The following is a 14,943-nucleotide window of genomic DNA, read 5'->3' on the forward strand; positions in this document are numbered from 1 at the left end:
AATTTGCCTTTAAATCTAAAGCTGATTGTGTTGCTGCTGAAGTTGGTTTATTGGCATCACTGGTGTTGTCCACATTCGACAATCCAACCATCGTTTTATCAATTCCTGAAACCGTTCCTGTGAATGTTGGTGAAGCTAAATTTGCTTTTAAATCTAAAGCTGATTGTGTTGCTGTAGAAACTGGTTTGTTCGCATCGCTGGTGTTATCTACATTCGATAATCCTACCATTGTTTTATCGATTCCCGAAACCGTTCCTGTAAAAGTTGGTGAAGCCAAATTTGCTTTTAAATCCAAGGCAGTTTGCGCAGCAGCAGAAACGGGTTTGTTGGCATCGCTGGTGTTATCGACATTCGACAATCCCACCATTGTTTTATCAATTCCAGAAACGGTTCCTGTGAAAGTTGGTGAAGCCAAATTCGCTTTTAAATCTAAAGCTGATTGTGTTGCTGCTGAAGTTGGTTTATTTACATCGCTGGTATTATCTACATTCGACAATCCAACCATTGTTTTATCAATTCCCGAAACGGTTCCTGTGAAAGCTGGTGAAGCCAAATTTGCTTTCAAATCTAAAGCTGATTGTGTTGCTGTAGACACTGGTTTGTTTACATCGCTGATGTTGTCAACATTTCCAAGACCAACCATTGTTTTATCAATTCCTGAAACCGTTCCTGTAAAAGTTGGTGAAGCTAAATTTGCTTTCAAATCTAAAGCTGATTGTATTGCTGTAGAAACTGGTTTGTTTGCATCGCTGGTGTTATCTACATTTGATAATCCAACCATCGTTTTATCAATTCCAAAAACGGTTCCTGTGAAAGTTGGTGAAGCTAAATTGGCTTTTAAATCTAAAGCGGTTTGCGCAGCATCTGAAACAGGTTTATTCGCATCGCTGGTGTTGTCCAAATTCCCAAGTCCAACCATCGTTTTATCAATTCCTGAAACCGTCCCTGTGAAAGTTGGTGAAGACAAATTCGCTTTTAAATCTAAAGCTGACTGTGCTGCTGTAGAAACTGGTTTGTTTGCATCTGAAGTATTATCAACGTTTGCTAAGCCAACCATTGTTTTATTAATTCCAGAAACCGTTCCTGTAAAAGTTGGCGAAGCTAAATTTGCTTTCAAATCAAAAGCGGTTTGAGCAGCTGCTGAAACAGGTTTATTCACATCGCTGGTGTCATCAACGTTTGCCAAGCCCACCATCGTTTTATCAATTCCCGAAACAGTTCCTGTAAAAGTCGGCGAAGCTAAATTTGCTTTTAAATCTAAAGCGGTTTGAGTTACTGTAGAAACGGGTTTATTCGCATCGCTGGTATTGTCCACATTCGACAATCCTACCATCGTTTTATCAATTCCTGAAACCGTTCCTGTGAAAGTTGGTGAGTTCAATGGTGCTTTTAAATCCAAGGCAGTTTGCGCAGCAGACGAAACAGGTTTGTTGACATCGCTGGTGTTGTCCACATTTCCAAGTCCAACCATCGTTTTATCAATTCCCGAAACCGTTCCTGTAAAAGTTGGTGAAGCTAAATTTGCTTTTAAATCTAAAGCTGATTGAGCAGCCGTAGAAACAGGTTTATTGGCATCGCTAGTGTTATCGACATTGCCTAAGCCAACCATTGTTTTATCAATTCCTGAAACGGTTCCTGTGAAAGTTGGCGAAGCCAAATTCGCTTTTAAATCTAAAGCAGTTTGAGCAGCAGCTGAAACTGGCTTGATGGCATCACTAGTATTATCTACATTTGACAATCCAACCATCGTTTTATCAATTCCAAAAACGGTTCCTGTGAAAGTTGGTGAGTTCAATGGTGCTTTTAAATCCAAGGCAGTTTGCGCAGCAGACGAAACAGGTTTGTTTACATCCGAAGTATTATCAACGTTTGCTAAGCCAACCATTGTTTTGTCAATTCCAGAAACGGTTCCTGTAAATGTTGGCGAAGCTAAATTCGCTTTTAAATCTAAAGCGGTTTGTGTTGCTGTAAATAGAGTATTTATTCCTGTATCCACATACGATTTAACTGCTTTTACAGTTGGAAACTTAACGTCTGAACTTCCATCTTGAGTAAAATTAGTGCTTTTATTGGCAATCTCTTCTTTCAATTGGAGTGCAGATTTCGTAGCATCACTAATTGGCTTTGCTGCATCCGATGTATTATTAACTTGATCAAGTTCCAATGTCGTTTTTGCTCCTAAAATAGTGGTAGCATTCGTACCTCCATTTTCAACAGCTACAACACCTGTTACATTCGTACTATTTGTTGCAGCATAAGCAAACGGAACAGTAGTAAACGGTTGATTGCTAATTTCAGTAAATGACGAACAATCGCCCGAAATGTTGATACTCACTACCAATCTTTTTGGAGCAGCAACCCATGCTATATTATCAAAAGATGAGGCATATCCACCATTACGAGCACCTGTACCTATTACAAGATTTACCATCCCGTATTGATCTGTCATGGTTTGAATAACTTCCTGGTATTCGATCTTTGAAAACTCATCTACAAACTGGAATTGCATACATACGTTTTTGTTTGCTACAGGCAGATTTTCACTAGTTACTGAAGAAATTTTATTAGTGGGTTTCAAAATAACGGCCTGATAGGTAATTCCATTGCTTTGTGCAAAACCCTTTACACAAAGAAAAAAGATGAAGAGCAAAATAATTTTTTTCATAATTTGATTCATTAAATGTGATAAATTTTAAAAAAATAAGATTGAAGTTGTTCTAAAAAAAAATTAGAATTGCCTACACGTTTTCGATAGAACTTTTGGAAGTTCCACCACAATGGGAAGCATTACATAACTCACATTGCTATTTTGAATATTCTTATTGGCTAAAACTCTAAAAATTCTGCATTGAATAAGAAGAAACTGTTGCGAAAATTCGGAGAAGAGTAAAGGAAAATTTTGCACGGCAGCAAACGGAAAAAAAATAAAAGCATACTTAGACAAAAAATTTACTTTCATTATTCGGAAAAATGTTGCTAAGTACTCACATAAAGAAGCGTAATTTTTTGTCATAGTTTTATGATTTTGGTATATACTGAAAACGTTGAAGTATTTAAGCGAACTAGGTATTCTCCTCTTGATAAAAACGGAAGCAAAACAGTCAAGAGGAAATTTTCTGCTTTTTTACTTTGATTAAAAACTAACCTACCACTGATATCAAATACATTTATTTCAATATCATCTGAAACAATTTTTGAGAATTCGAAATTTATTGTTTGAATAAATGGATTGGGATACGTATTAAATTTTATTTCCTCGGGTGGATTTGAGGCAATATACTTTCCCCAAAAACTCTGTTGAAATCCCTGCTGAATCACATAATCAAAACTTGAAGTCCCAACATTACTGTTTTGGCCAATCGTTTGTGAAACTGAAATACCATCTGTTAATTTTTTGGAAGCACCTTGTGCAGAAATCATTTGATGATGTAAAACTTGACCTTGAAAAGTCACCGTAAATAATATAAGTAAGTACCTCATAAATATAATATTTTATACAATATTACATAAATAAAATGTATTTCAACGATAAAATTTGCATTTAATCGGAAATAATAAGTATTAACAAGTGTATAATTACATATTATAAATACATGATTAACAACACAATATAAAATCGAAAGTTTTCTTTTTAGATACAAAGTGAAAGGTTATTAGCAGCCTATCACCAGACGTACAATTTTGAAATAACCAAAAAATACAATACATAAAGATTCAAGGTGATATACGGCACAAAAAAAGGGTTTAACTCTACTAAAGTTAAACCCTTTTCAATAAATAGCATTGCTATTTATTTCTTATAATACTTTCTATATTTTGGATAGGATAAAGCACCAAATAATGCAATGCCCCCAATTGTATACCAAATCCAACTTAGTGAATGTGCTTCGCCACTTGCATACGAGTGTAATCCTACTAAGTGAAAATTCACTCCATAATACGTAAACAATGTAGAGATAAAAGCAAACATACTCATTAGATTAAAAATCCATTTTCCACGCAATGAAGGAACAAAACGAGCATGAATTACAAAAGCATAAACCATAATGGTAATCAAAGCCCAAGTTTCTTTTGGGTCCCAACCCCAATACCTACCCCAACTTTCATTAGCCCATTGTCCGCCTAAAAAGTTACCAATAGTAAGCATGATAAGTCCAATTGTTAGAGCCATTTCATTGATATAAGTAATTTCTTGAATGTTTAAATCCATTTTTACTTTATTCTTTTCATTCGTAAACATAATTAGCAATAATGCTACAGCTCCTAAAATCATTCCTAAAGCTAATGGACCATAACTTCCTACGATCACCGCAACGTGAATCATTAACCAATACGAGTTCAAAACAGGTTGTAGGTTGGCAATTTCGGGATCAATCCAGTTCAAGTTAGCTGCAAATAAAATCATTGCAGTTACAAACGCTGAGGAAGCCACAGTAAGTTTCGATTTTCGGTCAAATGCCAATCCAAAAAACATAGTTGCCCATGCAATATAAATGATAGATTCATAAGCATTACTCCAAGGTGCATGTCCAGAAATATACCATCTTGCAATTAACCCAACTGTATGTAAAATAAAAAGTAAAACTATTATTATATGCATTCCATTTACAGAAAATTGCAACCACTTACGTTCTTTGAAAATTTGTAAAATGGTAAAAAACAACATTGCAATAGCTGCTAAAATATACCAAGTGGTTAATTTGCTAAAAATATCATATTTGTTATACATTATCTCTGAGGAGATTCTGTCCTCACTTGGTCTTACTTTACTACCAAAACGTTTTTGAAAACCAGTAATACTTTCTACTAATTCATCAGCAGTCTTAAAATCTCCTGTTGTAGATGCAGTTGCTAATGAACCAAAATACAATGGCAACACATTTTTGGTATAAGTTGCTTCCATACCTTTAAAACCAGCCTCATTCAATTCTAAAAAGGAAACCCATTTATTGTTTTTATCCTCTGGAATCGGGAAAATTTTAAGGATTCGACCACTCAAAGCAGATTCCATAAGATTTACCCTTTTGTCTGTATCGATAAAATCTTTTTCAAATTGATTTGGATTAGCAGCTTTATAAGACTCGTCTAAGTATTTAGAAAGTTTGTAATTCCCTTTTTCATCAAAAAATGCTATGAACGGTGCAACCTTTGCTTTGCTATCAACACCAATTATTTTTCTTATACTATCGTTTCCTTTTCTTAAATGAATGATAGGAATCTCAATCCAATAACTAGCATACTGAGTTATTGATAAGAAAACTTGATCTGAATTCATATCATTATAAGAATCACTCTGGCTTACTTTTCGCAATAATTCTGATGAAAAAGTGTTGATTGGTTTCATTCTTCCACCACCATCTTGAATCACTAATCTACCAAATTTAGCAGCATGAGCCTCAGACACTTTGTATTTAGTAATCAACGCTTTTAACTCCTCTTGGCTTAATTTTTTCTTAGAATGACTGCTGTGTTGTGCTGGTTTTTCACTAGCGGCTGCCTCACTTGCTGGAGCTTCAGTATGTGCGTGACCTTCATGGTCAGCATGGTCGTGTTCTTGAGCCATGCCGCTCATACTAAAAAACAATAGGCAAACCCCTAATAATTTTGCTTTTTTAGATTTCACAACATCCAATTTTCTTTTTAGATCAGCAAATCTTGAATATTTAGTAAACATAATAGCCATCATAGCAAAATACAACATAAAATAACCGATGTACGTTAACAAAGTACCCCAAAAATCATGGTTTACGGATAAAATAGTTCCTTTTTCATCAGGGTCAAATCCCGATTGAAAAAAACGATACCCTTCATAATCTAAAACATTATTCATATAAATTCGGGCATCAAATGGCTCTTTATCTTGAACCGTTACTTTACTTTCAAATGAAGAATAACTTTTCTCAGTTCCAGGGTATTTTTGAGCAATAAAATCATTCAATTTGATTTTAAAAGGCAATACATAGGCTTTGCTTCCGTAGAAAAAAGAATAATCTATTTTTCCAATTTTAACTGTTTTGGACTCCCCTACTTTTCCTTTTGAACCTAAAAGAGTAACTGTTTTTTCCTGACCTTCTGCTTTTATTTTAAACGTAATAGCATCTTCATGCGTTTTGGCTTTAAAATCATTATTCGATTCATAGTCTACAATTCCTTTTACGGCAGGATCAGGAAATACAAAACGCATTTCGCCTATGCTATATAAAGAACGCATCATTAAGGGTTGTGCATTATCCTTGGTAACTTTACCTTGTAACTTATCTGCCATACGCATAAAGTTACCTTCAAAAGGAGTTTGAATGGTATATTCTTTACCATTTGTGGTAATGTTTATAGCGCCATCAGTGTATTTATTGAGTGAAAACAAAACGTTATGAATGTTTTGAACTTCTCCTTCTTTCAAGAAATGTTCGTGTCTTCCACCATCACCAGCTTCTACTATTTTTAAGTAAAGAATTCCTTTTGGATCTGGTTTTATATATTCTTTGGCACCCATTATAAAGTTTTCATATTCCACTTCAAATGGGGTATCGGCAAATTTTCCAGTGATACTAAAATCATTATTTGTAGCAGGAGATAAAAGCACTTTTTCCTCAAAAACTCTGCGCCTCATTTCGCCTTTGTATTCGCCATCAACAAAGACGGTAAGAAAGGTTTTTTCTGAAAAAATCTGATTTTCAGCAGCTCCTTCACGAATCGGCATTACTCCTTCATAACTTATATAACGCGTTACAAATGCACCTACAATGATGAAAATAAACGACAAATGGAGCAATAAGGTAGCCCACTTTTCTTTTTTTAATAATTGATATCGCTTGATGTTACCAATAAAATTAATCACAAAAAAGACATGAATGGCCTCAAACCACCAAGCATTGTAAATCAAGATTTTTGCAGTATCTGTATTGTATTTACTTTCTATAAAAGTTCCGGTACCCATAGCAACTGCATATGCTATAAACAAGAAAGCCATCAAACGTGTAGAAAACAAAAAAGAAACTATTTTTTTTTCCATTTTTAGGAGATTATGTTTTGTAAAATTGCCACAAAAGTACTTAAAAATGTTGAGTACTTTTAGCTGACATTTGTTAATTAAATCAAAATTAAGGTGGTGTTAAGAGAGAAAAACATTTATTTTCGGTTTCAAACTGTTACATTTTTACAGTAATCTCCAATTGATTTTTTTTTATATTTTTTTTTCTAATTTTGTCTGATGAATAAAGTAGTTATTATAGGTTCTGGAAATGTAGCTCAACATTTAATTGAGGCTTTTCAAGTTGAGGAACAAAACAAAGAAATTGAATTAATACAAGTCTACACAAGACAAAAATCAGCACTGTCTCACCTACTGTCTTGGAATCAAATTACAGATGATTTTAATTCCCTTGCCGAGGCTGATGTATACATTATATGTGTGGCCGATGATGCTATCGAAGAAGTTTCGGCAAAGCTCCCTTTTAAAAACCGATTAGTCGTACATACATCAGGTAGCATTCCACTTACCGCAATCCATGAAGACAATAGAAAAGGTGTTTTTTATCCCTTACAAACTTTTACAAAAAATAAAAAAGTTGACTTTTCTAAAATACCTATTTGTCTTGAAAGTGAAAACGCACCAGATTATCATATCCTTCTTAAAATAGCACAATCTATTTCTAAAAAAGTGTATGCAATCAATTCAGAACAACGAAGAGCATTGCATGTTGCTGCCGTATTTGCCAATAATTTTACCAATCATTTGTTCCAAATTAGCCAAGAAATTTGTCAGGACAACCAAATTCCTTTTGAAATTTTGAAGCCGTTAATTTTTGAAACTGTTCAAAAACTTGAAATTTTAACTCCACAAGAAGCCCAAACTGGGCCTGCAAAAAGGAACGACCAAAAAACCATTGAAGCGCATGAAACGTTTTTGGCACATAAAAAATATTTAAACATTTATAAAATTCTAACCCAATCTATACAAGAAAATGTCAAAAAGTTATAAGGAAATAATGAATGATATCACTACATTTATTTTTGATGTAGATGGTGTGCTTACAGACGGATCAGTTTTTGTGACCAATGAAGGTGAAATGTTAAGAACAATGAACATTCGCGATGGATATGCCATGAAAGCGGCTGTAGAAAGCGGATATAAGGTGTGTATTATTTCTGGCGGAAGTAACGAAGGTGTTCGAGTACGCTTACGAAATCTAGGTATAACCGATATTTATTTGGGCACACCTAATAAAGTTGAAACCTTTGATGAATATGCCGGTTTGTACCAAATAAAACCTGAAAACGTATTATACATGGGTGATGATATTCCGGATTATCATGTCATGAAATTAGTAGGTTTGCCTACCTGCCCGCAAGATGCGAGTCCAGAAATAAAAACCATTTCAGGCTATATATCTCATAAACATGGTGGTAAAGGAGCTGTACGAGATGTTATTGAACAAGTTATGAAAACTCAAGGAAAATGGAATACCCATTTTGAAGGTAATCATGATTAGTAAAAAACATTTTTAATACCCATACTTCATAAAATCAATTTAGTTTTAAAATGATTTTAAAATTAAAATTATGCACTATCTAAAACTCATTCGATACCAGAATCTTTTCATGCTTGCTTTGATGCAACTCGTTTTTAGATTTGGATATTTTCAATTCGAAAATGTAACATTGGCACTTCAAGATTGGCAATACCTTTTGCTTGTTTTATCTTCTGTATGCATTGCAGCGGGTGGCTATGTGATAAATGATATTTTTGATCAAGGTACAGATGCCATCAACAAACCCAGTAGAATGACCGTTGGAAAAAGCATTTCTGAATCTCAAGCTTACAATTTATATGTGGGACTCACAATTGTGGGTGTAGGAATAGGTTTTTATCTTTCAAATGTAATTTCTAAACCTGGTTTTGCCTCAATTTTTGTATTGATTGCAGCTACGCTCTACCTTTATGCAACAAGTTTGAAACAAATGTTACTTATAGGCAATGTAATTGTAGCACTTTTATTATCTTTTAGTGTTGTAATTATAGGTGTTTTTGATTTATATCCTGCCACCGTACCTGATAATAAACAGCAAATGGGTATTTTATTTTCAATACTTCTTGACTACGCTGTCTTTGCTTTTATGATTAATTTTATTAGAGAAATTGCCAAAGATATTGAGGATAATGATGGTGATTTTAATCAAGGTATGTACACGCTGCCTATTGCAATAGGAAAGTCTAGAGCCGCAAAAACTGTTTTTGCCCTTAGCTTTATTCCTCTTGCAGCCATATTATATTATATCAACAGTTACTTATTAAATTTGTATTTTGTAACTATTTATTTGTTGTTATTTGTGGTAGGGCCTTTATTATTTTTTATTGTTAAAATATATACTGCAAACGCAACAAAAGATTTTAAAAATTTGAGCGTTGTACTCAAATGGATACTCTTTTTTGGAATCTTATCATCAGCTATTATCCGAATAAACATCAAGTACAATGCTTAAAAACAAACTGAAAGATTACAAAATAATTTTGGCATCAGGTTCGCCAAGACGCCAACAATTTTTTAAAGATTTAGATCTCGATTTTGAAATACGACTCAAAGAAATAGAAGAAGTTTATCCACCTGAATTAAAAGCGCACGAAATAACTGATTATTTAGCTGTGTTAAAAGCATCGGCTTTTGAAAACGAATTGGATAAAAATGAACTTTTAGTAACTAGTGACACCATTGTTTGGCATGAAGGTAAAGCTTTGGGTAAACCAAAAGATAAAGAAAATGCTTTTGAAATTTTAAAATCCTTATCGAATGCGACACATGAAGTAATTACATCGGTATGTTTTAAAACATCGAAAAAAATAGAGGTAATTCATGAAGTTACAAAAGTTACTTTTACTGATCTGAGTGATGAAGCTATTGCCTATTATTTAGAAAATTACAAACCGTATGATAAAGCTGGTTCTTACGGAATCCAAGAATGGATTGGTTTTATAGGAGTTTCAAGAATTGAAGGATCTTATGCTAACGTGATGGGAATGCCTACAGATAAAGTGTACGAGTACCTTTCAAAATTATAAAGCCTATGTTAATTCAATTGGTAAACGAATATTCTAAAGAAATTATAGCTACAGGAATTATAGGTATATTACTCTTTTTTTTAAGATACGTCACAACAAAAATTGTGAGAAGATATGCAAAGTCTAATTTAACAATTGAGCACAGAACTAATTTAGTGATCAAATACCTTCATTTGTTCATCAATATATTAGTAGTAATTGCGTTGATTATTGTTTGGGGAGTACAACCCAAAGATATTATTATTGCGTTATCTTCATTTACTACCGTTGTAGGTGTAGCCATGTTTGCGCAATGGTCTATTTTAAGCAATATTACCTCTGGAATTATCTTATTTTTTTCATTTCCATTCAAAATAGGAGATGTAATAAAAATTCATGATAAAGATTTTCCAATTCAAGCAGAGATTGAGGACATAGGGGCATTTCATGTTTTTTTATTGACCGATGAAGGTGAAAAAATCATTTTTCCAAACAATTTGTTACTGCAAAAAGGGATTTCGATTATTAAAAACAAATATGCTGATCAAGAATTTACAGATTAATAGTTTCTTATAGTAAAGGGAAACAAGAATTTATTATGTGATAATATTGTAATCATTTGATGTAATGATGTAATTACTGGTTAAGGTTTTTTATTGATTTTTGTACTGTAATTTGTTCTTATATATTTGTAAGACAACTCAAACTACTTCTATATGAATGAAGAACTAAAATTTCCTTTTTACGCAAAGCTTACTTTTATCACATTGGGTTTAATTGCCCTGATTTTTATATTTTACATAGGGCAAAATATAATTGTTCCCATTATAATGTCGTTTTTGTTTGCGATCTTATTATATCCAATTGCTCAATTTTTAAAATTAAAACTTAGGTTTCCCAACGTCTTAGCAGTAATGATTGTAGTCATTTTATTCATCTTGTTCTTCATTGGACTTTTTGTTTTTTTATCCTATCAAATAAGTGATTTTGCTGAAGATTTTGATAAGATTGAGAAAAACATAAACATCCATCTTTCTAATATTCAAGGTTTCATTAGAGATACGTTTCATGTAAGTTCTAGAGAACAAAAACAGTATATTGATACTGCAACCGAAGATTCATTAGAAAAAGGAAAAGAGATTTTGGGCACAACATTGATGTCATTTACAGATACTCTTGTAAATTTAACCCTAATACCTATTTACACTTTTTTAATATTATTATACCGAACCCACTTTTTGATGTTTTTATCAAAACTTGTTGATAAAGAACACCATCATAAACTAAAAGATATATTGACCAACATACGTATTGCTATAAACAGTTATATCGTGGGGTTAATTATAGAAATGATATTAGTAGCCACAATGACTACAATTGGATTGATGTTAATAGGTGTTAAATATGCCATATTATTAGGAGTGATGACCGGAATTTTAAACTTAATCCCCTACATAGGAATTCTTTTTGCGGGTGTTTTAAGTATCGTGGCCACTTTAACAGGCACACCTGATTTATCTATAATAGTTGGTGTTATCGCAGTTACTGTAGTTGTTCAGCTTATTGATAACAATATTTTGGTACCGTTAATTGTAAGTTCAAAAGTTGAAATCAATGCATTTATATCTATTATTGCCATCATTATTGGTGGTGCCATAGCAGGGGTTTCTGGAATGTTTCTTGCACTGCCTATATTGGCTGTTTTGAAAGTAATTTTCGACAGAATAGACACACTAGAGCCTTGGGGTTACCTTATGGGTGATCATTTACCCAAAACATACACGTGGCGTAACATAAAATTACCCCTTTTTGATTCAGAGGAAGAGTCAAAACCCAATGTTATAATCACAGAGGTTCAACTTCCAATGTTTACAGAAACTACAACTGAAATTGACCCCTCAAAAACTAAAGAATAGATCAATAAGTTTTAGTTTCTATATCCTATGCCTACCCCATCATTGATTGAGGGGTAGTTATTTCAGTCTGTCAACTATACCCTTGATTTTTATAAAATGAGTACCCCAAAAAAAACTTTACTATTCTTGCTTATTCTTTGTGCAGCACAGTTGACTTTTGCACAAAAAAAAACAACTGCAAAGGATAGTACTGCCATCTATTCCAACATTAAAAACTTTTCTAAAAAGACCAAGTTTACACAGGTAATGCACAAACTAATCTTTAGATCTTCTGTTATAAAAAGCAGAAGCACTAAACAAGTACAGAAACAATATTCCGATTACGAAGGTAAAATTATTCGAAAAATAAACATTGTAACCTTAGATCCATTTGGATACTCTGATGTTGACACTTCAAAAAAACCAAAAAATTGGGCTGAGCGAACCGGTAATAAAATCCATTTAAAAACCAATAGGTTAGCCATTTTAAATTTACTTTTAATTAAAAAAAACAAACCTTTTGATTCTTTACTTGTAAGAGAATCTGAACGATTGATTCGCTCGCAACGATACGTAAACCGCGTAGATGTGGCTCCGCAAAGCATTGCCAATAGCCCTGATTCCGTTGACATTTCTATTCGCATTTTAGATTCCTGGAGTATTATTCCAAAAGGATCACTTTCAAGTTCAAAAATGAATATTGAAATTAATGAACGTAATTTTTTAGGGTCAGGACATCAATTTGAAAATAAGATCAAAAATCAATTTAGTGATTCAAAAACTGCTTATGATGTGTCGTATAGTATTCCTAATATTAAAAATACTTTCATAAACACTAAAGTAAGGTATCAAATAGATTTAGACGGTTATTATGGCAAAAGTATAAATATTGAACGGCCTTTTTATTCCCCTTTGACAAAATGGGCAGGCGGAATTTATCTAGATCAACAGTTTAGAAAAGATTCTCTTCCTGACTTGAATGCTGTTTTTGAATTTCAAAATTTTAAATACAATACACATGACTTATGGCTAGGGCGCGCTTTCAAGCTATTTAAAGGGAACTCGGTTGGTGACCGAACTACAAATCTTGTTGTAACGAGCCGATTTATGAATTTAAAATATTCAGAAAGTCCTACAGCGGTATATGATCCCGAAGATTTTTATTCTAATGAAAAACTGGCCTTAATTGGAGTAGGAATTTCGTCACGTACCTTCGTTCGAGATCGATACATATTTCAATATGGTATAATTGAGGATATACCTATTGGTAGAATCTATGCATTAACAGGTGGATATCAATACAAAAATAATGCTAGACGTATGTATCTGGGTTCTCGTGCGTCTTTTGGTAACTTTTATAAATGGGGCTTTTTGAGTACCAATTTTGAATTTGGAACATTTTTAGAAAACTCAAATACGATGCAAACTGCATTTACTTTTGAAGCCAACTATTTTACTAACTTAATGACAATTGGTAAGTGGAAAATCAGACAATTTGTAAAACCTCAGGTAATAATTGGTTCTAAAAGAGCTAATGCCTACGGTGATCAATTATCAATAAATGAAAATTACGGGCTTAGTGGTTTTACTATGGCAGCCTATGGAACTCAAAAGGCTATCTTAACACTACAAACTCAAGGATACTCCCCTTGGAATCTTTGGGGATTTCGCTTGAATCCATTTATCAACTACTCAATTGCAGGGCTAGGTAACAGCTCAAAAAGCTTTTTAGAAAGCAAAGCTTATTCCAAGTTGAGTATTGGATTCATTATCAATAACGATTACCTTGTTTTTAGTTCTTTCCAAATTTCATTATCCTATTACCCAACAATACCTGGCAATGGGAGTTCAATTTTTAAAACAAATGCAGTCGAAACAACTGATTTTAGATTGCAGGATTTTGATTTAGCAAAACCAAGAACTGTACAGTATAAATAATTGAAAATCAACAAACAAAAAAAATAAATTAACATCAAAAATCGAGTGTGAATTATACAATTTATATTTCAAATTATGTAAATCAACTGTGTCTTAATACTTTATATTTGTTATCTTAATAATCACTTCTAAAACCAATAATAATGAAAAAAGTTACCTTCTACTTAATGATGATGGTGTTGTCATTAAGTGTGCTACCAACACAAGTATTTGCCGCTGAAAAAAATCCAACTACAATTTATTCTACTCCAAAAGAAGTTCCTGCAGAAGTTAAAGTTTTATTGAATCGTCTTGATGAAATAAAAGCAATGGACAAATCAGAAATGAGTCGAGCAGAAAAAAAAGAGCTAAGAAAAGAAGTTCGAGCTATAAAAACAGAATTAAAATCTACGGGGAATGGTGTCTATTTATCTGTAGGAGCTATTATTATAATTATTCTTTTACTTATATTGCTTTTGTAAAGCAAATTTTAATGATTTGAAGAGGAAACGTAAATGCGTTTCCTCTTTTTTTTTCCATTATACCTACATTATATTACTAAAACAATTAAATAAATTTTAAATTATGAAAACCATTCAAACAATACTAATTGGAATACTTTTTATGACGTGTTCCTTTTCCATAGAAGCACAAGTATCTGTAAATGTAAATATCGGTTCACCTCCAGCTTGGGGACCATCAGGATATTCAGCAGTAGACTATTATTATTTACCAGATATTGAAGCTTATTATGACGTTAGAGCAACAGAATTTATTTTTTTAGGTAATAGTGGATGGATCAGATCTAGAAATCTACCCAATCAATATCGAAGCTATAACTTATATAATGGATACAAGGTAGTGTTCAATGATTATCGTGGTAAAACTCCTTACGCTAATTTTAAAACACACAAAACAAAATATTATAAAGGGTACAAAGGTAAACCTCAAAAAAATATTGGAGTTTACAAAGTGAATAATTCAAGTTCATTTAAAGCCAATAAAAATTACAAAAGCGAACAAGGAAATCACGAAAACAATAAAAAAGACAAAGGAAATAATGGTCATGGAAAAGCTAAAAATTAAATTATAAAT

The 14,943-nt window shown here is 32.8% G+C and carries 12 protein-coding genes; 9 read left to right on the forward strand and 3 right to left on the reverse strand.

Annotated features, from left to right (window positions below; translation table 11 throughout):
- The 3 genes from DNC80_RS05935 to ccsA all read right to left on the reverse strand — a co-directional run.
- The coding region (locus DNC80_RS05935; protein WP_182650081.1) for a hypothetical protein at positions 1-2,665 on the reverse strand (2,665 nt) is incomplete at its 3' end.
- Between the two features lie 344 nt (positions 2,666-3,009).
- The gene (locus DNC80_RS05940; protein ID WP_182650056.1) at positions 3,010-3,480 is read right to left on the reverse strand and encodes a T9SS type A sorting domain-containing protein; all 471 of its coding nucleotides are present in this window, start codon (positions 3,478-3,480) and stop codon (positions 3,010-3,012) included.
- Positions 3,481-3,790: 310 nt separating this feature from the next.
- Complete coding sequence (gene ccsA / locus DNC80_RS05945) at positions 3,791-7,012, reverse strand: cytochrome c biogenesis protein CcsA (protein WP_182650058.1); 3,222 nt, start codon at positions 7,010-7,012, stop codon at positions 3,791-3,793.
- A gap of 198 nt (positions 7,013-7,210) precedes the next feature.
- Between ccsA and DNC80_RS05950 the strand changes: the two genes are divergently transcribed.
- The 9 genes from DNC80_RS05950 (at position 7,211) to DNC80_RS05990 (ending at position 14,934) form a co-directional block, all read left to right on the forward strand.
- Positions 7,211-7,981, forward strand: coding sequence for a Rossmann-like and DUF2520 domain-containing protein (locus tag DNC80_RS05950; RefSeq protein ID WP_182650060.1), 771 nt, complete (start codon positions 7,211-7,213; stop codon positions 7,979-7,981).
- The gene (locus DNC80_RS05955; RefSeq protein WP_182650062.1) at positions 7,965-8,492 is read left to right on the forward strand and encodes an HAD family hydrolase; all 528 of its coding nucleotides are present in this window, start codon (positions 7,965-7,967) and stop codon (positions 8,490-8,492) included. The genes DNC80_RS05950 and DNC80_RS05955 overlap by 17 nt, the downstream gene beginning before the upstream one ends.
- Positions 8,493-8,562: 70 nt before the next feature.
- Positions 8,563-9,483: a geranylgeranylglycerol-phosphate geranylgeranyltransferase gene (locus DNC80_RS05960; RefSeq protein WP_182650064.1), complete on the forward strand. Its 921-nt coding sequence runs from the start codon at positions 8,563-8,565 to the stop codon at positions 9,481-9,483.
- On the forward strand, positions 9,476-10,057 hold the full coding sequence (locus tag DNC80_RS05965; protein WP_182650066.1) for a Maf-like protein: 582 nt from the start codon (positions 9,476-9,478) through the stop codon (positions 10,055-10,057). Before DNC80_RS05960 ends, DNC80_RS05965 begins: the two co-directional genes overlap by 8 nt.
- Positions 10,058-10,062: 5 nt before the next feature.
- Entirely contained in the window at positions 10,063-10,599 is a 537-nt protein-coding gene (locus tag DNC80_RS05970) for a mechanosensitive ion channel domain-containing protein (protein ID WP_220485207.1), read from the forward strand.
- Between the two features lie 153 nt (positions 10,600-10,752).
- Complete coding sequence (locus DNC80_RS05975) at positions 10,753-11,952, forward strand: AI-2E family transporter (protein ID WP_182650067.1); 1,200 nt, start codon at positions 10,753-10,755, stop codon at positions 11,950-11,952.
- Positions 11,953-12,048: 96 nt separating this feature from the next.
- Entirely contained in the window at positions 12,049-13,869 is a 1,821-nt protein-coding gene (locus DNC80_RS05980; protein WP_182650069.1) for a hypothetical protein, read from the forward strand.
- Positions 13,870-14,012: 143 nt separating this feature from the next.
- Positions 14,013-14,330 carry a hypothetical protein gene (locus DNC80_RS05985; RefSeq protein WP_182650071.1) on the forward strand — a complete coding sequence of 106 codons (318 nt, stop codon included), beginning with the start codon at positions 14,013-14,015 and terminating at the stop codon, positions 14,328-14,330.
- Between the two features lie 103 nt (positions 14,331-14,433).
- Positions 14,434-14,934 (forward strand): hypothetical protein, encoded by a 501-nt coding sequence (locus DNC80_RS05990; RefSeq protein ID WP_182650073.1) that lies wholly within the window; start codon positions 14,434-14,436, stop codon positions 14,932-14,934.
- Positions 14,935-14,943 lie beyond the last annotated feature (9 nt).

It is taken from the genome of Flavobacterium sp. SOK18b, from assembly GCF_014156605.1.
Classification (GTDB): Bacteria; Bacteroidota; Bacteroidia; order Flavobacteriales; family Flavobacteriaceae; genus Flavobacterium; species Flavobacterium tiangeerense.